This window comes from Yersinia sp. Marseille-Q3913 (genome assembly GCF_963892745.1).
Lineage (GTDB): Bacteria > Pseudomonadota > Gammaproteobacteria > Enterobacterales > Enterobacteriaceae > Yersinia > Yersinia bercovieri.
The window spans coordinates 1-21,095 of sequence record NZ_CAWQAF010000023.1; the positions used below are offsets into that span (position 1 = coordinate 1).

Consider the following 21,095-nt stretch of genomic DNA (forward strand, 5'->3'; position numbering starts at 1 on the left):
GTCATTCCTCCTTCTAAGTACTTTAGCGGAATGACACAGAATTTCTAATACTCCCCAACCTCAAGCAGCGCAACCAGTGTATGTAAATATGCCGCGTTTTATTTAAATAGCCATCCAACGAAAAAAGGCCCCGCAGGGCCTTTCATATCGTGTGAAGCAGTATCGAATTACAGGACGTCTTTTGCGTTCAGTTCTTCAAATGCTTTTTCCAAACGAGCGATCATCGTCACCTGGGCTGCACGCAACCAGGCACGTGGATCGTAGAATTTCTTGTTAGGTTTGTCCGCGCCTTCTGGGTTACCCAGTTGGCCTTGCAGATAGCCTTCGTTCTTTTTGTAGTAGTTCAGAATACCTTCCCACGTTGCCCATTGGGTGTCGGTGTCGATATTCATTTTAACTACGCCGTAGCTTACCGCTTCTTTGATTTCAGCAGCAGTTGAACCTGAACCGCCATGGAACACGAAGTTCAGGCTGTTGTGCGGCAGATTGTGTTTCTTAGAAACATAATCCTGAGAATCACGCAGAATAGTCGGGGTCAGTTTCACGTTACCTGGTTTGTAAACACCGTGTACGTTACCGAAAGAGGCAGCGATAGTGAAACGTGGGCTGATTGCATTCAGTTTTTCGTAAGCGTAATCAACATCTTGTGGCTGAGTGTACAGCGAAGATGCATCCATGTGGCTGTTGTCCACGCCATCTTCTTCACCACCAGTACAACCCAGTTCGATCTCCAGTGTCATACCCAGTTTCGCCATGCGAGTCAGGTATTTACTGCAAATTTCGATGTTCTCTTCCAGGGACTCTTCTGACAGGTCAATCATGTGAGAAGAGAACAGGGGTTTGCCGGTCGCTGCGAAATGTTTCTCGCCCGCGTCCAACAAGCCGTCTAACCATGGCAGCAATTTCTTGGCGCAATGGTCAGTGTGCAGAATAACCGGAACACCATAGTGTTCAGCCATTTGATGCACGTGGTGGGCGCCAGAGATAGCACCCAGAATAGCAGCGCCCTGGCCTTCTGCTTTCACGCCTTTACCTGCGATAAATGCAGCGCCGCCGTTAGAGAACTGAACGATAACCGGCGCACGCACTTTGGCTGCTGTTTCCAGCACTGCGTTGATAGAGTCGGTGCCGACACAGTTAACTGCTGGCAGAGCAAAGTTGTTCTCTTTGGCTACTGCGAACACTTTCTGAACGTCATCACCTGTGATGACACCTGGTTTTACGAAATCAAAAATTTTAGACATGTACGTTGTCCTGTTTCGTCGACTGAAGATAGCAGCTATCCGATGGGATAGGCCCTAAATGTAAATCGGTTTTCGCTTGCCTAGCTGCATGAGCTAACAGCGAAACGGGCGGCTTTCGCCGCCCGTTATCTAAATTACTGCTTAGCGCGCTCTTCCAGCATCACAACCGCTGGCAGTTTTTTCCCTTCAACGAACTCAAGGAATGCACCGCCGCCGGTAGAGATGTAGGATATTTGATCCGCAATACCGAACAGATCGATTGCTGCCAGCGTGTCACCACCGCCTGCGATAGAGAATGCTTCGCTCTCTGCGATAGCACGAGCGACGATCTCGGTCCCTTTACGGAAGTTAGGGAACTCAAACACGCCAACAGGGCCATTCCACAGAATGGTTTTAGCGTTTTTCAGGATCTCAGCCAGACGTTGTGCAGAGACGTCGCCCAAGTCCAAAATTTGCTCATCATCTTTGATTTGATCAGCAGGTTTCAGTGTTGCAGCGGCAGTTTCAGAGAACTCGGTCGCAACACGAACATCTGTTGGGACTGGGATATCGCAAGTTTCCAGCAGGCGTTTTGCTTCTGGGATCAGGTCTGCTTCGTACAGCGATTTGCCCACATTGTGGCCTTGAGCGGCAACGAAGGTGTTCGCAATACCACCACCAACAATCAGTTGGTCAGCGATTTTAGACAGCGCACCCAGCACCGTCAGTTTGGTTGAAACTTTAGAACCACCCACGATGGCAACCATTGGGCGCGCTGGGTTACCCAGTGCTTTACCCAGTGCTTCCAGCTCTGCTGACAACAGCGGGCCGGCACACGCGATAGGGGCAAATTTACCCACGCCGTGAGTCGATGCTTGAGCACGGTGAGCAGTACCAAATGCATCCATCACATACACATCACAGAGTGCGGCATATTTTTTGGAGAGCGTTTCGTCGTCTTTCTTCTCGCCTTTGTTAAAGCGAACGTTTTCCAGAACAACCAACTCGCCAGCTGCAATTTCAACACCGTCCAGATAGTCTTTCGCCAGACGTACCGGAGCAGACAATTTGTCTTTCAGGTAGTTAACGACTGGCAGTAAGGAGAACTCTTCGTTGTACTCGCCTTCGGTCGGGCGACCCAGGTGAGAGGTAACCATTACTTTAGCGCCTTGCTTCAGTGCCGCTTCAATGGTCGGCAGAGATGCACGGATACGCGCATCAGAAGTCACTTTGCCATCTTTTATCGGAACATTGAGGTCCGCACGGATCAGCACGCGAAGGCCTGCCAGATCCAGATCGGTCATCTTAATTACAGACATGGTGAATCCTCTTGTTGATTCTCTTTAAAGTTGCATAAGCTGCACATCAACGCTGATATAACCGCAATAAATCACGGAAAAACAAGACGTTGACATACCATACTAGAAACCACTGCGGGCCATCGCCAATGTCGTATCCAACATTCTATTGGCGAAACCCCATTCGTTATCGCACCATACCAACGTCTTAATCAGGTGCTGCCCACTGACCCGCGTCTGGGTGCAATCAACAATCGCACTGTGCGGATCATGGTTAAAATCGGTCGACACCAAGGGTAATTCCGTATAGTCAACTATACCACGAAATGAGCCTCTTGCTGCCTTTTGCAAAAGCTGGTTAACCTCCGCCACGCCAACCGGGCTTGTCACGCTAACGCTTAAATCGATAGCCGTCACGTTGATGGTCGGCACCCGTACCGAGATAGCTTCAAACCTGTCGCAAAACTTCGGAAAAATACGGGTAATCCCTGCGGCCAGTTTAGTATCCACGGGGATAATCGACTGGCTTGCTGCTCGGGTACGGCGTAAATCTTGATGATAAGCATCAATAACGGGCTGGTCATTCATTGATGAATGAATGGTGGTCACAGTGCCGGATTCAATACCATAAGCATCATCCAACAACTGAATAATAGGAATAATACAGTTCGTGGTACAGGAGGCGTTGGAAACAATTCGGTGCTCAGCCTGTAGATCCTGATGGTTAACACCATAAACCACAGTCGCATCCAAATCATGACCACCGGGATGGGCAAACAGTACCTTTTTGGCACCGGAGGTTAAGTGCGCCTCGCCATCTGCGCGGCTGCCATACACGCCGCTACAATCCAGAACCACGTCAACTCCTAACTCACCCCAGGGTAACTGCCCGATCTCTGGCTGATGTATCAGCCGGATAATATCGTCCCCGACGAATAAACTGTCACACTCCTGACGAACATCCCAGGCAAATCGGCCATGGCTGGAGTCATACTTCAGCAGATGGGCCATCCCTTCTGCATTCGCCAACTCATTAATCGCAACGACTGAAATTTCAGCCCGGCGACCCGATTCATACAATGCGCGTAAAACGCTGCGGCCAATGCGGCCAAAGCCATTTATCGCTATGCGGATTGTCATGCTACTCCCTGATTCTGGTTATTATCATGCAACCCTATAGCCTACTGCACTGCCCACTAAGATGTTAATCGTCTTATCACAATTCAGCCAGAATACATCCAGCTTTTTCCTCAGCGGATTTGGCTGAAACGGAAAACGAATTATGACTGAAACGCTTCAGCCAGAATAAACCAAACCAATCATAAAAGGAATATCTGCCTGATAAAGGGCACAATTCATCCATCAATTGGCGAAAAAAAAGACCGCCGAAGCGGTCCTTTAACAGGTGTATTACCGGGATTATCATTGCCCTTTACACCTCGCTAATCTGTAGCGATAAATTACTTCAACAGCGCCTGAGCTTTCGCCACCACGTTTTCTACAGTGAAGCCAAACTCTTTGAACAGCAAGTCAGCTGGAGCAGATTCACCGAAGGAGTGCATACCGACAACTGCACCATTCAGGCCAACATATTTGTACCAGTAATCAGCAATCCCGGCTTCTACTGCAACGCGAGCACTGACAGCAGATGGCAATACGGATTCACGGTAAGCCGCGTCTTGTTTGTCGAATGCATCAGTTGATGGCATAGAAACAACACGCACTTTGCGGCCAGCGGCGGTCAGTTGATCCGCAGCAGCCACCGCCAGTTCAACTTCAGAACCGGTCGCGATAAAGATCAGTTCAGGAAGGCCGGCACAATCTTTCAGCACATAAGCGCCTTTAGCGATGTTGGCTAACTGCTCGGCAGTACGTGGCTGTTGTGCCAGATTCTGACGGGAGAAGATCAGTGCGCTTGGGCCGTCTTTACGTTCCAATGCATACTGCCATGCCACCGCAGACTCAACCTGGTCACACGGACGCCAGGTGCTCATGTTCGGTGTGACACGCAGGCTTGCCATCTGCTCAACGGGCTGATGGGTTGGGCCATCTTCGCCCAGACCGATGGAGTCATGGGTGTAAACGAATACGCTGCGGATTTTCATCAGTGCCGCCATGCGCACTGCGTTACGGGCATACTCCACAAACATCAGGAAAGTTGCGCCGTAAGGGATGAAACCACCGTGCAGAGCGATACCGTTCATGATGGCAGACATACCAAATTCACGGACACCGTAGTGAATGTAGTTACCGGCCAGATCGTCACTCAGAGATTTAGAGCCAGACCAGATAGTCAGGTTACTCGGTGCCAGGTCAGCAGAGCCGCCGAGGAATTCAGGTAACACTTTACCGAAAGCTTCCAGCGCATTCTGTGAGGCTTTACGACTAGCAATGTTAGCCGGGTTAGCTTGCAGCTGTTCGATAAATTTCTTCGATTCAGTCGCCCAGTTAGCTGGCAGCTCACCGCTTACGCGACGTTTGAATTCAGCAGCCAGTTCTGGATACGCTTTAGCATAAGCGGCAAACTTCTCGTTCCAGGCCGCTTCTTTCGCCTGGCCCGCTTCTTTCGCATCCCACGCCGCATAGATATCCTGCGGGATTTCGAATGGAGGGTACTTCCAGCCCAGTGCGACACGGGTAGCCGCAACTTCATCGGCACCTAATGGTGCGCCATGTGAGTCATGAGTACCGGCTTTCTTCGGTGAGCCAAAACCGATAATAGTTTTGCACATCAGCAACGAGGGTTTGTCGGTCACTTTGTGGGCTTCTTCGATGGCGGCTTTGATGGCGTCAGCATTATGACCATCAACACCACGGACCACATGCCAGCCGTAAGCTTCGAAACGGGCAGCAGTATCATCAGTGAACCAACCTTCAACGTGACCATCGATGGAGATACCGTTGTCATCGTAGAATGCAGTCAGTTTGCCCAGCTTCATGGTGCCAGCCAGAGAGCAAACTTCGTGAGAGATGCCTTCCATCATGCACCCGTCGCCCATAAAGGCATAGGTGTGGTGATCGACAATATCATGGCCAGGGCGGTTAAACTGCGCACCCAGTGTGCGTTCTGCAATCGCAAAACCAACGGCATTGGCAATACCCTGACCCAGCGGGCCAGTGGTGGTTTCTACGCCAGCGGTATAGCCATATTCTGGGTGACCTGGCGTTTTAGAGTGCAATTGGCGGAAGTTTTTCAGCTCTTCCATCGGCAGAGGGTAGCCAGTGAGGTGCAGCAGGCTGTAGATCAACATGGAGCCGTGACCATTCGACAAGACGAAACGGTCGCGATCTGCCCAGTGTGGATTCGTTGGATTATGGTTCAGGTAATCACGCCATAGAACTTCGGCAATATCTGCCATGCCCATAGGGGCGCCGGGGTGGCCGGAATTCGCTTTTTGCACTGCGTCCATGCTTAGTGCGCGGATCGCGTTGGCAAGCTCTTTACGAGAGGACATGTTTTACTCCAGGTCGGATTAAAAAAAGCGTTCAAGTTTACCATTTTCTCAGACTCAGCATTGAAACGGCAATCACTAAAACCAAAGTGAGCTATAACTTCCATATTAATGACCAATGGAATCTGTTGATTTTCAGAATTAAGCTATAGCTGTAACGCCCAAGGCAGGGTAACCTCGCTGCGTTTTTAGCCACACAGTGAGCGGGTAAACACTCAGGGCCGGAAGTGCCCGTTTTTGCAAACAGACCAGTACCAACCTTACTTTGCAACCACAATTTCGGGTAAGACCTATTGCCGACAGAGTAGAACAACCGCCGTCGATTCAACAGCTATTAATGCAATAGTTGACAAGAATGTGACAGCCACTGTAGGCGAAGCGCTATCAATAGATAACCGCTGATAATGCGTTGTCACACCAATAGAACTGCCCTATCCAATGATAAAAATGGCGTAACCACAGGAAAAAGTGTTATGAAAATTCGTACCTCTATGATTGCACTGAGCCTGACAGCCCTGCTTAGCGGCTGCCAAAATATGAATACTGATGGCTTAATGCAGTCTGGCGCGCAGGCATTTCAAGCCGCAACCCTAAGTGATGCTGATGTGAAAAATCTTAGTGAAAAATCTTGCGCGGAAATGGATCAAAAGGCCCAAATAGCGCCAGCGGATAGCACTTACGGCAAACGCTTGGCTAAAATCTCGGCCGCATTGGGTGATAATATCAATGGTACGCCAGCCAACTATAAAGTTTACGTGACTAAAGATGTGAATGCCTGGGCGATGGCTAACGGCTGTATTCGCGTCTACAGCGGTTTGATGGACATGATGACCGACAATGAAGTGGAGGGCGTACTCGGCCATGAAATGGGCCATGTGGCATTGGGCCACACCCGCAAAGCCATGCAAGTGGCCTACGGCACTACCGCCCTGCGCACCGCGGCAGCATCCGCCGGTGGCATTGCCGGCCAACTCTCCCAATCTCAGTTAGCTGATATTGGTGAGAAACTGGTTAACGCCCAGTTCTCACAAAAGCAAGAGAGTGAAGCCGATGATTACTCATTCGATTTGCTGAAAAAACGGGGGATCGACCCTAATGGTTTGGTGACTAGCTTTGAAAAACTGGCAACCATGGAAGCGGGCCGCACCAGCAGCATGTTTGATGACCATCCATCCTCGCAAGCTCGCGCCGATCATATTCGCCAACGCATTGCGACTGAGAAGTAAATCAGGCCAACTTATCAATACAAAACGCCTGTGATGATACGGGCGTCAGACTGCTGACAAAGTTGATAAGCGGGGAAATGTGCCGAATGGGTCGTAACGGCGTAAGCCGTCGGAGCGCCCATCGGTGCAGTCGCCTCGCCAGTTTCGAAGTAACAAAATAGGTTTGTCATCAACCTCACGCCCGTGATGATACGGACGTCATTGTTGATACTGCCCGGATTGATAGCGGCTGAAGCTAGCCTCCCTCCCCCAGATCAACCTCAATCTGATCGCCATTGATCCGCACTGGATAGATAGCTAAATCTCGATCACCTGGCTCACGCAAACAGTGCCCGGATCGAATATCAAACAACGCGCCATGCAAAGGGCACTCGATGGTCGCACCATCAACAAATCCCTGACTTAATAGCGCATTCGCATGAGGGCAGATATCTTCCATCGCAAAATATTCGCCATCAACCAGATAAACACCAATCCTTTTATCATCTGCCTGAGCGGAAAAAGGGGAGTCCTGCTTGACGTAATTAACCTTACAAACGCTGAACCACCCCATTGAAGCCCCCGCTTTGCCCACAAAATCAGGATAGAAACCATTAATATGAGTGTGGTTGAGATTTAACTAATTACCAGCGGGTGTAAAAATAAAAAAGGGCACAGCTATAAGTCACTGTGCCCTTTTGACGCTACTTATTTGATGCTTAGCGCGGCATAAATATCGGTTACTGCATCAACAAATAGAGAGAAGTATCACCACGCTGAATGTTCAATGCCAATACCGATGGTTTGGTATCGAGGATTTTCCGCAACTCACCCAGATTCTGGACCGGCTGCTGGTTAATCCCAATGATGATATCGCCTTTTTTCAGGCCGATACGTGCAGCCGCACTCCCCGTTTTCACGTTATCGACTTTCACGCCTTTCTTACCATTCACATCAGAGTTGCTCAGTTCAGCACCTTCAATGCCGGTATAGATATTGCCTGAATCAACCTGTGCCTGGCTGCTCTGCTCCAATGTTACTTCCACATTGACAGGTTTACCGTCACGCAGCAGGCCTAAGGTCATCTTGCTACCCACTGGCAGAGTACCAATTTCGGCACGGAAACCGGCGAAGCTATTGATTGCTTTACCATTCATGCTGATAATCACATCGCCTGCTTTGATTCCGGCTTTTGCCGCAGCAGATTTCGGCACGACTTGGCTGATAAAGGCCCCTTTCTGCGCATCAACATTCATGGCTTTTGCCAGCTCAGAGTTCAGCTCTGTACCCATGATACCCAGCTCACCACGTTTCACCTGACCAAACTCAACCATCTGAGATGTCAGGTTTTTCACCATGTTACTTGGGATGGCAAAACCAATCCCAATGTTGCCGCCGTCTGGTGCCAAAATAGCGGTATTGATCCCGATCAGCTCACCGTTCAGGTTGATCAAAGCACCCCCAGAGTTACCACGGTTAATTGCCGCATCAGTCTGGATAAAGTTTTCGTAGTTTTCCACGTTCAGACCGCTACGGCCCAAGGCAGAGACAATACCAGAGGTGACGGTTTCCCCCAGACCATATGGGTTACCGATAGCAACGGTATAATCGCCTACGCGCAGTTGATCAGAATCTGCCATTTTAATTGCGGTCAGATTTTTAAAATCTTTCAGCTGCAATAACGCGATATCAGTACGTGGATCTTTACCAATCACTTTCGCTTCATAGCTGCGGCCATCGCTCAACTTGACATTGATTTTGGTCGCATTATCCACCACGTGGTTATTGGTAACGACGTAACCCTTAGCAGCATCAATAATTACACCCGAACCCAGTGCACGGAACTCCTGCTTGCTTGGCACACCGCCTTTACCGCCTTGGCCCCCCTGACACATCGGAGAACCCTGGAACGGAGAACCGTCCTGGCAGAATGGTGAATCGTCACCAAAGAACTGCTGGAACTGTGGTGGTATACCGCCAGCACCGGCATTACTTACCTGGGTGCTGCCTTCCACATTAATGCTGACCACGGAAGGCATGACTTTCTCTAGCATTGGCGCCAGGCTAGGGAGCTGCTGGCTGCTAGAAGAGGCCGTTTCTGCCGAAATGGCAGAAGAAACCGGCCCCATGGCTAAACCGATGCTCAATGCCAATGCACTTAACACTAAAGTTGTTTTCTTCATCTATTTTATTTCTCGCTATACAATTAATAATGACTTAATAAATGGTGAGTGGCAGACCAATGTCGTCTTGCATAGTAAGATTAAATATGGGGGATGAAGTTCACAGACCCAAGAATCAGAATAGTAAAAAATATTGTCCGTCTTTACAAAACTACAGTTAATTAAGCGGACAATTCAATTTGCCTGCATACTATTCCGCAGCCATTAAGCGCCGATATTCATCATAAGCATAAAGATCAGTCATGCCACTGATATAATCCTGAATTAGGCGAGCGCGATAATAATATTCATATATCTCATATTGTTCAGGCGGTAAATTACGTAACTGCTCCACAGATTCAGCATAAGCCAACCGGTGCTTAGTCGATAATTTATGGAATAATCGGGTCTCAATGAGATACTGACGGTGGTTGTCTTCTTTGACTAATTTCGTAAATGCCGTTTGCGGCATAGCTAATAGCGGACTATAAATATCGAGCAACCCACTAATAACTCTATATCCTTGTAATTCAAGCTGTTCTACTTCAGGATGATTAAATACGTGCTTTACGGCTACCTTTTTGAAAATTTGCAGTAATTTACATGCAGCACTGGAATCTTCTAATAATGCCTGATTAAAGGAACCGGAAAATACTGCGGGTAGATTCTCAATAAAACGCTGTGCGGCATGTGGAACTAATTTCCCTACCGTATTGACTCGTAAATACATAAAAAATTGATCTTCGGTACTTCGCCGACCTTGTTCGCGTCCTAATTGCCGAAATGCCCCACCCACCACTTTATCAAACAGATCACCCTGGGTAATATCGCCCCACTCCTTCACCATATGATCATAAAGTTGCTCGACGCTGAAAATATTTTTTTCCACCGCGTCTTCTAAATCGGCAATACAATAAGAGATATCATCGGCGGCTTCCATAATATAGGTCAGCGGGAAACGGTTAAATTCTCCCATATTGAGTTCACGGCGCAAATCTTTAACATAGCTCTCTTCGGCAAGATAAAAACCGGGTTTTTTCATCAAATAGTTATGGGAAGGTGGAATATCGCCTGACCAATAAGCCGGTTTAGTATATTTAAGGATACAACCCACCTGAGCATAGGTTAGATTCAGTTTTAATAAGCTGTAAACCAATCGTATCGCTTGCGCATTACCCTCGAACTGGCTCAAATCATGGCGAATTTTACTGCGCAACACATTAAGTTCTGCCTCCCCCTCCCGCAGCCTCAACGTATTGACCTGACAATAATCCTTGCCTCGTGGTTCAATCCCTCCCCCATTTGGGTCCATCTGCTTGGTAAACCAGTTATTAATTGCTGACTCACCAAAATGGCCAAAGGGCGGATTGCCGATGTCATGCATCAGACAGGCCATTTCCACAATACTTTCAAAGGGATCAAGCAGCTTATCCAGCCCATAAGCCGTGATTTTCTTATCCTGCTTAAAGCGATTAAGGACTTCTTTAGCAATATAACGGCCCACCTGCTGGACTTCTAGCGAGTGGGTTAAGCGGCTACGCACCGCGGCATTACGCTCCAGAGGAAACACCTGCGTTTTTTGCTGTAAACGCCGAATAGCAGCAGAGTTTACAATACGCCCACGATCGCTTTCAAATACCCGGGTAATTTCATATTCGTCTTCCGCCGAACTGGATTTACCAAATGGCCGCTGAAAACTGATTTTCTGCTTAAAGTCGATCCCAGACATATTTCCCCCCGATATTTCAATACAAACAGTGATACCCACTCTTGCTCGTAGAAGCAATTGATAACGTATGAACTGCGGCACATTACGCATTATCTTTGCTTAGCTACCCGAAGATCTCACTTAGCTGATAAACTGTGTGCCGATAATTACAGATTAATCCACTCGTTAAAATCAGCAGGTATCCCTATGAAAGTCGGCATTATTGGTGCAATGGAAGAAGAAGTGACGCTGCTGCGTGACAAAATTGAAAATCGCCAAACCTTATCCCGTGCGGGTTGCGAAATTTATAGCGGCCAACTCAATGGCGTGGATGTCGCATTGCTGAAATCGGGTATCGGTAAGGTAGCTGCCGCGATGGGTACTACCTTGCTGCTAGAACATTTCCAGCCTGATATCGTGATCAACACCGGTTCGGCGGGTGGCCTGGCTTCCAGCCTAAAAGTGGGCGATATCGTGGTATCGACTGAGGTTCGCTACCACGATACCGATGTCACTGCCTTCGGCTATGAACCGGGCCAGATGGCGGGTTGTCCAGCCGCTTTCATTGCTGATACCGGCCTGATTGCGCTGGCGGAAAGTTGCATCAAGCAATTGAATTTAAACGCAGTACGCGGTCTGATTTGCAGCGGCGATGCGTTTATTAATGGTGCCGCCCCTCTGGAGCGTATTCGCGCCACCTTCCCAACCGTAGCCGCAGTTGAAATGGAAGCCGCAGCAATCGGCCATGTTTGTCATCTGTTCAAAACACCATTCGTTGTCGTGCGCGCCATTTCAGATGTCGCAGATCAAGAGTCTCACCTGAGCTTTGATGAATTCCTGGTTGTCGCCGCCAAACAGTCGACACTCATGATCGAAGCCATGTTAACCACTCTGGCTCAACGCGGTTAATGGGGCAGTTCAGTATTGCCCCCTTGGCACGAGCTGCAGTAACCTTGCCCCGAGCAATTATCCTATTATTGCTCGGGCTGTTTGCCCTTAGCCTGTTCTCCCTGCAGGCACTGGCGGCAGAGCGGATTATCAGTCTGTCGCCCAGTACGACTGAGCTGGCCTATGCCGCTGGGTTGGGGGATAAGCTGGTTGCTGTAAGTGCTTACTCCGATTATCCCGAAGCGGCAAAGAAACTGGAACATGTGGCATCGTGGCAAGGGGTAAATGTCGAACGCATTCTGGCACTCAAGCCCACTCTGATCCTCGCCTGGCGTGGCGGAAACCCACAGCGCCCACTGGATCAACTGGCCTCTTTTGGCATTCCGATCTTCTATTCTGATCCGGTGAATATTGATCAAATAGCCGGTGATCTGGATAAGTTGGCACAGTACAGCCCTCATCCTGAGCAGGCCCATCAAGCCGCTGAGCAGTTGCGTCAGCAAGTCGCGGAGTTACGCCGCCACTATGCACGTAAAACACCATTACGTACTTTTCTGCAATTTGGGACACAGCCCCTATTTACCAGTTCCGGGCATACATTACAGAGCGAGATAGTTTCCCTCTGTGGTGGAGAGAATATTTTTGCGGGCAGCCGGGTTCCCTGGCCGCAGGTGAGCCGCGAACAAGTGATGATCCGCCAGCCGCAGGTGATTGTGGTGAGCGGAGATAAGTCTCAGGCGGAGAGCGTCAGCGCCTTTTGGCGACCTCAGCTTGCAGTACCGGTGATAACCCTTAATGAGGACTGGTTTAATCGCGCTGGCCCACGTATTCTGCTGGCCGCTAAGCAGCTGTGCCAACAAATGGCCAGCCTTCCATCCCCTGTGGCGGAGTCACATTAATGCTGGTTTATTGGCTGGATATTTTAGGTACTGCGGTATTTGCTATCTCTGGTGTATTGCTGGCGGGAAAGTTGCGTATGGACCCGTTTGGCGTGCTGGTTTTGGGGGTGGTGACGGCCGTCGGTGGCGGCACAATACGTGATATGGCATTAGCCAATGGCCCGGTATTTTGGGTAAAAGATCCCACGGATTTGGTGGTCGCGATGGTGACCTGTCTGGCAACTATTTTGCTGGTGCGTCAGCCGAGGCGAACACCAAAATGGATCCTGCCAGTGCTCGATGCCATTGGTTTGGCGGTGTTTGTCGGTATTGGTGTCAATAAGGCCTTTGCTGCGGGTGCCAGCCCACTGGTGGCAATCTGCATGGGGGTCATCACCGGTGTCGGCGGCGGGATTATCCGCGATGTCTTAGCCCGCGAGATCCCGATGATCCTGCGCACTGAAATCTACGCCACCGCCTGCATCATTGGCGGCATTGTCCACGCCACAGCATTCTATACTTTTGGTATGCCATTGCAGCAAGCAATGATGCTGGGGATGGTGATAACGCTCGGTATCCGCCTTGCCGCCATCCGCTGGCGCTTAAAACTGCCAACATTTGAAATTGAGCATTAATAGCGGTCCTCGCAAGGTTCCCTGTTCAACAAAGCATGTTTTTTGTACTAGGTGCTGAGTTTTTAGGTTCAGTGCCGAACTTTTAGACTTTCACCCAGTCTATTAGCTCTCTTTATGAACCTGGCAGTTGATGTGATTCAAAAGTGAACTATCCTGCAATACAGTGCCATAAAGGAGGTGGATTGGTTACAGAACCTAAAATCAACCACGCTTTTATTGCCCCTGATGGCATGCTGCTTAGTAAAAACAGCACTCGCCAGATGGCGCAGTTGATTACTGTAGAGTGGTAAGATACAGATGTAAAAAAACCGCAGCTCAACGTTGCGGTTTTTTTTATCAAAATTTTGACGGTGGCTTTATTTCCAACAGAGAAATAAAACGATTACCCTAAATCATTGGCGTTTCAGCAAGGGCGACCGGTAATTTAAATACTGAAGGAAGAACCGCATCCACAGGTACTCTTCGCATTCGGGTTAGTCACGACAAAGCGCGAACCTTCCAGCCCTTCGGTGTAATCCACTGCGCCGCCGACCAGATATTGCAGACTCATTGGATCAACTACCAGCTCAACGCCTTGTTTTTCAATGGTCATATCACCATCATTGATCTGATCATCAAAGGTAAAGCCATACTGGAACCCGCTGCATCCACCACCGGTAATGTAAACCCGCAGCTTCAGATTTGGATTTTCCTCATCAGAAATCAGCAGCTTAACTTTTTTAGCTGCCGCCTCGGTAAACTGTAGGGGCAGTACTGTTTCGTCGCTCATACTCATCACTCCCAACCGCTATTCGAGTTGCAGGTTACTACAATGGCAGCCTGATCTATGCATCAATTATCCAATACCTGAGTAGTTCATTCAAGTATTGCTGACTAATGTTATATATTATCTACCTGTTTGAGCATGACTTTCAACCACCGGTTGTTGCTGCGCTGCCGCAGATGCTGCTTGTTCTTGTCTCTCTAAAGTGCGGGCCAAAATAGCTGAATACAAGGGCTTACCCCCCATAAACTGGGCAATTAATGTCGCCCCCAGACAGGTAACAATCATCGGTAAAATAAGTTGATAATTATCGGTCATTTCCAACACCAATACCAACCCTGTCAATGGTGCGCGTACTGAAGCGGCAAACAGTGCGCCCATCCCGGCGATAGCGAAGGTTCCAGCCTCAATACCATATTCTGGGAAAAAGTGTGCGCAAGATAGGCCAAAAGCGGTGCCCAGAATGGTGCCCAGAGCCAACATTGGGGCAAATATTCCTCCCGGTGCACCCGAACCAAAACACAGCAAGGTAGTAATAACTCGGGCAACAAAGATGAAGATCAACATACCAATGCTGAAGTTACCGGCCAGTGCGATAGGAATTAATGTAAAGCCGCCGCCCACCGCCTCGCCATGAATCAATGCCAGCAGGCCGCACATCCCCCCCAATAAGCCACCAATCAACACCAACTTGCGCCAATCGCCGCCGTGGAAGCGCATAAACAGATCCTGCGTGCGAAATATCAGGGCGTTGAACATCACGCCTACAGCACCAAAAATAATACCGAGCAGGAGGTAAAGCCATAGGGTATTAAGCGGGACGTCACCGAGTTTACCGACCTCAATAATCGCGCGTTCGCCATTAAAATAGCGATAGACAATGGTTGACGTAATCACCCCGACAAATACCGCTTTGATTGAGACCAGACTGTAGCGGAACTGCGAGCGCATCTCTTCAATAACGAATAAAATCCCTGCCAACGGGGCATTAAAGGCGGCAGAAAGACCCGCCGCTGCACCTGTCGCCAATAATGAGTGCCGTGCTTCAGGGCTGCGCAGACGGAAAATATCGACAACCATGCGCCCGCTGTTGCCCCCCATCTGCACCATCGGCCCTTCACGGCCTAACACCATGCCCGCCCCTAATGTCCCAAGGCCGCCAATAAACTTAACTGGGATGACCCTCCACCAGCGCACCGGGCGCATCTCCTCCATCGCGCCCTCAATTTCGGGGATCCCAGACCCCCCGGCCTCAGGAGCAAAACGACGCACCAGAAAATAGCCCAGCATCGCCAATAGCGCCGACATAATAAATGCCAATGGCCACACCAAAATGGCAGAATCCGCCACCTTCGCCAGCGTTGCCAATCTTTGTTGTTGAATCCAATCGACACCTCGGTCAAAGGCGACACCCAGTAACCCCGTCACGACCCCGACAACACCCGCCATGATAAGAATGATCAGTGGGGTTTTATCACGGTTAACCAGAGCATGGATAAAACGCCCACGTTTGAGTTTAGTCTCGCCTTCGGAAGAGATATTTTGCGTTGAATTAGTCATGGTTTGTATGTTTTTCAGTCAAATGATAAGTAATACAAATAAACAGTAGCCTAAGCTTAGTCTAGCTGCCCATGATGCGCCTGGTTAAACGCCGATGAAATGATCTAGCTCAGTAAGACTATTTGAATGGTAGCGAGTTGGATTTGCGGCACGCTGCGCAAGCTCGCCGTTAAATATGCCCAATCATTTGATAACCGCTGCCAGTTCTTTAGAATGGGCAGCATTATTCTATTGCTAAAGCGGATGTTATTAGCGTTGATGTCATCAATACTAATATCGCCACCCCAATTCAGGAGCCAGTTTATGAGTAAGTCCGAAAGTCTGTACGCCCAGGCAAAACAGCTAATCCCAGGCGGGGTTAACTCCCCGGTGCGTGCATTCACTGGGGTCGGTGGCGTCCCACTATTTATTGAGCGTGCTGATGGCGCCTACTTGTTTGATGTAGATGGCAAAGCTTACATTGACTATGTCGGCTCTTGGGGGCCAATGGTGTTGGGCCATAACCATCCGGCGATCCGTCAGGCGGTGATTGAAGCTATCGAGCGCGGTTTGAGCTTTGGTGCGCCAACAGAGATGGAAGTGAAAATGGCTGAGTTGGTCACCAACTTAGTGCCAACCATGGATATGGTGCGCATGGTCAACTCAGGCACCGAAGCGACCATGAGTGCTATTCGTCTGGCTCGTGGCTTTACCGGTCGCGATAAAATTATCAAATTTGAAGGCTGCTATCACGGCCACGCGGACTGCCTGCTGGTCAAAGCCGGTTCCGGGGCACTAACTCTCGGCCAACCCAACTCGCCGGGCGTGCCCGCTGATTTCGCTAAACACACGCTGACCTGCACTTATAACGATCTGGCCACAGTGCGCGCAGCCTTCGAGCAATATCCACAAGAGGTCGCCTGTATCATCGTCGAACCCGTCGCCGGTAACATGAACTGCGTGCCACCACTGCCAGAGTTCCTACCGGGCCTGCGCGCACTGTGTGACGAATTTGGTGCGCTGCTGATTATTGATGAGGTGATGACCGGTTTTCGTGTGGCATTAGCCGGGGCGCAAGATTATTACGGTGTCATCCCTGACTTGACCTGTCTGGGTAAAATCATCGGTGGCGGTATGCCAGTCGGTGCGTTCGGCGGTCGCCGCGATGTGATGGATGCGCTGGCACCAACCGGCCCGGTTTATCAGGCCGGAACACTGTCCGGTAACCCCATTGCAATGGCCGCAGGTTTTGCCTGTCTGACAGAAGTTGCGCAGGTGGGTATCCATGAGACCCTGACTGAACTAACCGACTCGCTGGCAACGGGCCTGCTACATGCAGCTAAAGCAGAGAATATTCCACTGGTAGTTAACCACGTCGGCGGCATGTTTGGTATCTTCTTTACCGATGCACAAACCGTGACCTGCTATCAGGATGTTATGAATTGCGATGTTGAGCGCTTCAAGCGCTTCTTCCATCTGATGTTGGAAGAGGGCGTTTATCTGGCACCTTCTGCTTTTGAAGCAGGTTTTATGTCAGTGGCACATAGCAAGGAAGATATCCAGAAGAGTGTGGATGCTGCACGTCGGTGCTTTGCCCAGCTTTAATATCAGTGAATAAGCTAACCACCGCCCAAGACTAGGCGGTGGTTAACAAATTAAAACAAATTAATATTGGCGAGAAAAACTCACGTAGCTTATTTAATCAAAATCAACGGCTCCAGGACTACTAATTAATTTCGACAATTGATGCGATTAAATATTACTGCCACTACCATTCCAACTTGGCCCCATGGGAATAACAGGCATTTTAACTTCAACAGGGCAATGATTTATCATGTTATTTATTACGGGCTGAACGGTATCAGTAAGCATTCCCAAATAACCGAATAACAGATCAGAATTGAGTATTACACCAAGACTGACGACCAGTAGACTATAGATTAGCACAACTTTAGCTATTCCTTTATTATCAACAATATGTGGCGATAATTTACTTTGCTCACAGTTTAGTTCAGTCATATTATTTCCCTCTAATATAATTGCTACTAATAGCTAAGATGACCAGACAAACAAAAAGCCACTTATATCAAATACAAAGCATCATTAAAGGTGCCAATCAACTATAAATTAGCAGGATAATAACCAACGGAAGTTTATCTGGAATTTGACATTATCATAGAATACTTGATGCGCAATATTTTTATTACAGCATTAAAGTTAAATCGTATAAGGAAATAATTAGTTATCTTGTTTTTAATGTGTATCTTTTCTTTTAATTACTTCAAATGTAACCATTAGCTATAGAGTGACATTATTTGATCATTTACTATTTTATAGTGCGTATTAATGAAACATGCCCATGGATGCATCTAACATCAGCCCCAGTTATCCTTAACTGAGACTGATGGAGATTCGAATAAGTCTTTATCGCCCCTGTTTACGTAATAAGTAAACAAAATAGGGTGCGCCAATAAAGGTTGCCAACAATCCGGCAGGGATCTGGTTCGGGAATAGCAGCATCCGGCCACACCAATCGGCAAATACCATTAATAAGCCACCCAAAATAGCGGCAATAAACAGCTGCGGGATAGCACGTCGGAAGCCCAACATGCGGGCCATATGGGGCGCCATCAGCCCGACAAAGCTCAATGGCCCTACCGTCAGCGTAGCCGCCGCCGTCATGGTCGCCGCCAAGAGCAAAATAGCTAACCGGCTAGGTGCCAGCGCGATACCTAAGGCTCTGGCCGTCACACTGCCCAAAGGCAGAATCATTAGCCAACGGCGACACAGAGGTGCCAGTGCAATCAACACCAGGGCAATTAATCCGGTACTCAATGCTTGCGAGCCATCAACAGCATAGGTGGAGCCGGAAATCCACGCCAGCAAGCCGCGCATTCGCGGGTCACCACTGGCCAACAACATGGTGATTACCGTGGTAAAGGCGGTGCTCAATGCAATCCCCGCCAATAGCATTCTGCTGGGTGAGAAACCACCCCGCCCAGCCACTACCAGTATCAGCAATAAGGTTGCGGCCGCGCCCAAACTCCCCGCCGGTAGCAGCCACGCCAGCGCATTACCTGGCACGATGAACATCATAATCACGACACCAAAAGAGGCACCGGAGCTAATACCCAATACCTCTGGACTAGCCATCGGGTTACCCGTCAGTTTTTGAATCAGTGTTCCTGCCACTGCCAGCATCATACCGGCCGCCAGCGCCGCCAACACCCGCGGCCAGCGCCAGTGCAATAGCGCCTGAAGATCATTACCACTCATCCAATTCCAGCCTTGGCTGTCGCGACCAAACATCAGCGCTACCGTCAATCCAGCTAACAGCAGCAACAAACCGGCGCTGATCCATAATCCCAAACGCTGTCGTTCAACAGGAACATTGTCGCCAAAATCCATCGACGGCGCGGTGGCACTGTGCAAACGAGGCAGTAGCCATAATAGCAGCGGCGCGCCAATCAGCGCTGTCGCCGCACCGGTTGGGATTTCCCGCCAAACTTGCGCCAACCAGACAATGCCTTGGTCAGTCACCCACAGCAGCAATGCACCCAATAGCGGCGCCAATATCAGGCGTTGTGATAATCGCCGTGCGCCCAGAATTTTTGCCAGCAGAGGAGCAAATAAGCCGATAAATCCAATCACACCCACCGCATTAACCAACATTGCGCTGAATAGGATTGCCAGCCCCAGTGCGCTCAGGCGTGCCAGAGATAGCCCTAACCCCAAATTACGGGCAACGCCATCATCCAACCCGAGCAGAGTTAATGGGCGGATCAGTAATGCCGCTAAGAGCGCGGTAATCAGCAAACGTGGCAGGAGAAACTGCACCGTGCTCCAGTCCTGCTGATTTAAGGCCCCACTGCTCCACAAGAACAGCCCTTGTAGCTGATCATAATTAAACAGCGCCAGTAAGTTACTGACTGCGCTACAGTAAAGGCCGAGAACCAGCCCTGCCAGAATCAGGGTGACAGGCGACATTCGTTTGCCCCATGCCACACCAAAGACCAGCATACCGATAGTGATACCACCGGCCATTGCTGCCAGTTGGCGGGTCAATTCACCGCCGGGCAGCATCCACAATGTGGCGATGGTCAGACCGAGCTGAGCACCTGCGGCCACCCCTAATGTCGCCGGTTCAGCCAGTGGATTGCGCAGAACTTGCTGGAATAACACGCCCACCAGCCCTAACCCGGCCCCAGTCAATAGCGCCACAGCTAAACGAGGCAACTGGCTGTAATGGAATAACATTTGATGCACGTCATCCGGGTCGGGCTGCCAGAGGGCTTCACCCCAAAGTGATGTCGGCAATAATTGGCTGAGGTTATGCAGTGTCAACGCGATGGCAATGAGCAGCAGCAAGCTCAGTAATCCCGCGGGCAGCAGCCAGCTTTTGCGCAGTTTTTTTGCCATCATGAGGCTTGACCCCACACCGATTCTAAAAGACGCACAAAACGCATGGCAGACAGCGTCGAGCCGTAGAACCACACTGGCGGCAATATGCGTAATTGGTTTTGGCGGACAAAGGAGATCGACTGCCACAATGGGGTGCGAGCAACTTGCTGCAAAATCTCGCTATTACCGTGGCTAAAGCAGATGGCTTGCCCCGGTTTTATCGTCGCCAAACGCTCAATACCGACCACCGTGCTGCCCCAGAGATTAGTCTCTCCCTGCCAGGCATTTTTAATGTTCAATCCGTTCAAAACATCCTGAAACAGGCTACCCTGACCAACCACCAATGCGTGGCGGGTGTCCAATAGGGAAAACATCAGTAATGATGCCTTGCCGTTATCAGTAAAGCGCTGACGGGCGGCCTGCATAAAGTGGGTAAAATCGGCGATATGCTGCTCAGCAGCGGCCTCCAATCCCAAACGCTCGCCCAGCGCACGCAATGAGTTCTTACCCACCGCCAGCGGCGAGCTGCCCTCTTCATTGAAGGCGAAACTCATGGAAGGGGCGATAGGCGCGAGCATCTCTGGTGAGGGACCAAAGCCTTGCGACATCAGGATCAGCGACGGTGCCATTTGCTGGAGCAACTCCAGATTAGGTTCAGTGCGCTGACCAACATCAATGACACTAGCGGGCAGTTTTGGCTCCTCAACCCATAGCCGGTAATTATGGGTGTCTGCCACGCCATAAGGCGTAACCCCTAATGCGAGCAGTAACTCAGTGGGCAGCCACTCCAGTGCGACAACACGCCGACTATCCGCTTTCGGCGGATTCACCGCCCATCCGGGTAATGAACACAGCAGTGGCGATAGGGCCAATGCGGTGAGTAACCTGCGCCGAGTGAGATCCGGGCCGGCTAAATGGAGCTGTTCCATCGGGAGATATGTTT

General features: G+C 49.8%; 18 protein-coding genes. 5 read left to right on the forward strand and 13 right to left on the reverse strand.

Annotated features, from left to right (window positions below; all coding sequences use genetic code 11):
- Window positions 1–167: 167 nt before the first annotated feature.
- The 4 genes from fbaA to tkt all read right to left on the reverse strand — a co-directional run bounded on the left by fbaA (window position 168) and on the right by tkt (window position 5,976).
- Window positions 168–1,244 (reverse strand): class II fructose-bisphosphate aldolase, encoded by a 1,077-nt coding sequence (gene fbaA / locus AACW11_RS11600; RefSeq protein ID WP_004876708.1) that lies wholly within the window; start codon window positions 1,242–1,244, stop codon window positions 168–170.
- Between the two features lie 134 nt (window positions 1,245–1,378).
- Window positions 1,379–2,542 (reverse strand): phosphoglycerate kinase, encoded by a 1,164-nt coding sequence (gene pgk, locus AACW11_RS11605; RefSeq protein WP_212586706.1) that lies wholly within the window; start codon window positions 2,540–2,542, stop codon window positions 1,379–1,381.
- A 102-nt stretch (window positions 2,543–2,644) separates the two neighbouring features.
- Window positions 2,645–3,661 carry an erythrose-4-phosphate dehydrogenase gene (epd, locus tag AACW11_RS11610; protein WP_212586707.1) on the reverse strand — a complete coding sequence of 339 codons (1,017 nt, stop codon included), beginning with the start codon at window positions 3,659–3,661 and terminating at the stop codon, window positions 2,645–2,647.
- A gap of 320 nt (window positions 3,662–3,981) precedes the next feature.
- A complete protein-coding gene (gene tkt / locus AACW11_RS11615; RefSeq protein WP_212586708.1) occupies window positions 3,982–5,976 on the reverse strand; it encodes a transketolase in 1,995 nt (664 codons plus the stop codon).
- A gap of 470 nt (window positions 5,977–6,446) precedes the next feature.
- Here tkt and AACW11_RS11620 point away from each other — a divergent pair, with 470 nt between their 5' ends.
- Complete coding sequence (locus AACW11_RS11620) at window positions 6,447–7,199, forward strand: M48 family metallopeptidase (protein ID WP_212586709.1); 753 nt, start codon at window positions 6,447–6,449, stop codon at window positions 7,197–7,199.
- A 14-nt stretch (window positions 7,200–7,213) separates the two neighbouring features.
- Here the strand turns inward: AACW11_RS11620 and AACW11_RS11625 are convergent, their stop codons facing one another.
- The 4 genes from AACW11_RS11625 to dgt form a co-directional block, all read right to left on the reverse strand.
- Complete coding sequence (locus AACW11_RS11625) at window positions 7,214–7,369, reverse strand: hypothetical protein (RefSeq protein ID WP_212586710.1); 156 nt, start codon at window positions 7,367–7,369, stop codon at window positions 7,214–7,216.
- A 65-nt stretch (window positions 7,370–7,434) separates the two neighbouring features.
- Window positions 7,435–7,752 (reverse strand): non-heme iron oxygenase ferredoxin subunit, encoded by a 318-nt coding sequence (locus AACW11_RS11630; RefSeq protein ID WP_212586711.1) that lies wholly within the window; start codon window positions 7,750–7,752, stop codon window positions 7,435–7,437.
- A 166-nt stretch (window positions 7,753–7,918) separates the two neighbouring features.
- Window positions 7,919–9,361, reverse strand: a complete 1,443-nt coding sequence (gene degP, locus AACW11_RS11635; protein ID WP_212586712.1) for a serine endoprotease DegP — start codon at window positions 9,359–9,361, stop codon at window positions 7,919–7,921.
- A gap of 190 nt (window positions 9,362–9,551) precedes the next feature.
- Window positions 9,552–11,069 (reverse strand): dGTPase, encoded by a 1,518-nt coding sequence (gene dgt, locus AACW11_RS11640; protein ID WP_212586713.1) that lies wholly within the window; start codon window positions 11,067–11,069, stop codon window positions 9,552–9,554.
- Between the two features lie 186 nt (window positions 11,070–11,255).
- On the opposite strand from dgt, the gene mtnN reads away from it, so the two are divergent.
- Genes mtnN through AACW11_RS11655 form a run of 3 tightly spaced genes read left to right on the forward strand, consistent with a single transcriptional unit; the run spans window position 11,256 to window position 13,449 of the window.
- Window positions 11,256–11,957, forward strand: coding sequence for a 5'-methylthioadenosine/S-adenosylhomocysteine nucleosidase (gene mtnN / locus AACW11_RS11645; RefSeq protein WP_212586714.1), 702 nt, complete (start codon window positions 11,256–11,258; stop codon window positions 11,955–11,957).
- Window positions 11,957–12,835 (forward strand): vitamin B12 ABC transporter substrate-binding protein BtuF, encoded by an 879-nt coding sequence (gene btuF / locus AACW11_RS11650; RefSeq protein ID WP_212586715.1) that lies wholly within the window; start codon window positions 11,957–11,959, stop codon window positions 12,833–12,835. The genes mtnN and btuF overlap by 1 nt, the downstream gene beginning before the upstream one ends.
- Entirely contained in the window at window positions 12,835–13,449 is a 615-nt protein-coding gene (locus tag AACW11_RS11655; protein ID WP_019211026.1) for a TRIC cation channel family protein, read from the forward strand. Before btuF ends, AACW11_RS11655 begins: the two co-directional genes overlap by 1 nt.
- Window positions 13,450–13,873: 424 nt before the next feature.
- Here AACW11_RS11655 and erpA read toward each other — a convergent pair whose 3' ends face one another.
- Window positions 13,874–14,218, reverse strand: a complete 345-nt coding sequence (gene erpA, locus AACW11_RS11660; RefSeq protein ID WP_005276505.1) for an iron-sulfur cluster insertion protein ErpA — start codon at window positions 14,216–14,218, stop codon at window positions 13,874–13,876.
- A 117-nt stretch (window positions 14,219–14,335) separates the two neighbouring features.
- Window positions 14,336–15,772 (reverse strand): H(+)/Cl(-) exchange transporter ClcA, encoded by a 1,437-nt coding sequence (clcA, locus tag AACW11_RS11665; protein WP_212586716.1) that lies wholly within the window; start codon window positions 15,770–15,772, stop codon window positions 14,336–14,338.
- Between the two features lie 303 nt (window positions 15,773–16,075).
- Between clcA and hemL the strand changes: the two genes are divergently transcribed.
- Complete coding sequence (hemL, locus tag AACW11_RS11670; RefSeq protein ID WP_212586717.1) at window positions 16,076–17,356, forward strand: glutamate-1-semialdehyde 2,1-aminomutase; 1,281 nt, start codon at window positions 16,076–16,078, stop codon at window positions 17,354–17,356.
- Window positions 17,357–17,503: 147 nt separating this feature from the next.
- Here hemL and AACW11_RS11675 read toward each other — a convergent pair whose 3' ends face one another.
- The 3 genes from AACW11_RS11675 to fhuD all read right to left on the reverse strand — a co-directional run bounded on the left by AACW11_RS11675 (window position 17,504) and on the right by fhuD (window position 21,081).
- A complete protein-coding gene (locus AACW11_RS11675; RefSeq protein WP_212586718.1) occupies window positions 17,504–17,770 on the reverse strand; it encodes an E492 group microcin in 267 nt (88 codons plus the stop codon).
- 405 nt (window positions 17,771–18,175) lie between these two features.
- The gene (gene fhuB / locus AACW11_RS11680) at window positions 18,176–20,173 is read right to left on the reverse strand and encodes a Fe(3+)-hydroxamate ABC transporter permease FhuB (protein WP_212586719.1); all 1,998 of its coding nucleotides are present in this window, start codon (window positions 20,171–20,173) and stop codon (window positions 18,176–18,178) included.
- On the reverse strand, window positions 20,170–21,081 hold the full coding sequence (gene fhuD, locus AACW11_RS11685; RefSeq protein WP_445285816.1) for a Fe(3+)-hydroxamate ABC transporter substrate-binding protein FhuD: 912 nt from the start codon (window positions 21,079–21,081) through the stop codon (window positions 20,170–20,172). The genes fhuB and fhuD overlap by 4 nt, the downstream gene beginning before the upstream one ends.
- Window positions 21,082–21,095: the final 14 nt, after the last annotated feature.

What these genes read in the sequence shown, in the direction of transcription:
- btuF (WP_212586715.1), top strand. Translation starts at nt 11,957, where the DNA reads ATGGGGCAGTTCAGTATTGCCCCCTTGGCACGAGCTGCAGTAACCTTG.
- AACW11_RS11630 (WP_212586711.1), bottom strand. Translation starts at nt 7,752, where the DNA reads ATGGGGTGGTTCAGCGTTTGTAAGGTTAATTACGTCAAGCAGGACTCC.
- tkt (WP_212586708.1), bottom strand. Translation starts at nt 5,976, where the DNA reads ATGTCCTCTCGTAAAGAGCTTGCCAACGCGATCCGCGCACTAAGCATG.
- AACW11_RS11620 (WP_212586709.1), top strand. Translation starts at nt 6,447, where the DNA reads ATGAAAATTCGTACCTCTATGATTGCACTGAGCCTGACAGCCCTGCTT.
- mtnN (WP_212586714.1), top strand. Translation starts at nt 11,256, where the DNA reads ATGAAAGTCGGCATTATTGGTGCAATGGAAGAAGAAGTGACGCTGCTG.
- fbaA (WP_004876708.1), bottom strand. Translation starts at nt 1,244, where the DNA reads ATGTCTAAAATTTTTGATTTCGTAAAACCAGGTGTCATCACAGGTGAT.
- AACW11_RS11625 (WP_212586710.1), bottom strand. Translation starts at nt 7,369, where the DNA reads ATGACAAACCTATTTTGTTACTTCGAAACTGGCGAGGCGACTGCACCG.
- epd (WP_212586707.1), bottom strand. Translation starts at nt 3,661, where the DNA reads ATGACAATCCGCATAGCGATAAATGGCTTTGGCCGCATTGGCCGCAGC.
- dgt (WP_212586713.1), bottom strand. Translation starts at nt 11,069, where the DNA reads ATGTCTGGGATCGACTTTAAGCAGAAAATCAGTTTTCAGCGGCCATTT.
- AACW11_RS11675 (WP_212586718.1), bottom strand. Translation starts at nt 17,770, where the DNA reads ATGACTGAACTAAACTGTGAGCAAAGTAAATTATCGCCACATATTGTT.
- hemL (WP_212586717.1), top strand. Translation starts at nt 16,076, where the DNA reads ATGAGTAAGTCCGAAAGTCTGTACGCCCAGGCAAAACAGCTAATCCCA.
- erpA (WP_005276505.1), bottom strand. Translation starts at nt 14,218, where the DNA reads ATGAGCGACGAAACAGTACTGCCCCTACAGTTTACCGAGGCGGCAGCT.
- clcA (WP_212586716.1), bottom strand. Translation starts at nt 15,772, where the DNA reads ATGACTAATTCAACGCAAAATATCTCTTCCGAAGGCGAGACTAAACTC.
- AACW11_RS11655 (WP_019211026.1), top strand. Translation starts at nt 12,835, where the DNA reads ATGCTGGTTTATTGGCTGGATATTTTAGGTACTGCGGTATTTGCTATC.
- fhuD (WP_445285816.1), bottom strand. Translation starts at nt 21,081, where the DNA reads ATGGAACAGCTCCATTTAGCCGGCCCGGATCTCACTCGGCGCAGGTTA.
- fhuB (WP_212586719.1), bottom strand. Translation starts at nt 20,173, where the DNA reads ATGATGGCAAAAAAACTGCGCAAAAGCTGGCTGCTGCCCGCGGGATTA.
- pgk (WP_212586706.1), bottom strand. Translation starts at nt 2,542, where the DNA reads ATGTCTGTAATTAAGATGACCGATCTGGATCTGGCAGGCCTTCGCGTG.
- degP (WP_212586712.1), bottom strand. Translation starts at nt 9,361, where the DNA reads ATGAAGAAAACAACTTTAGTGTTAAGTGCATTGGCATTGAGCATCGGT.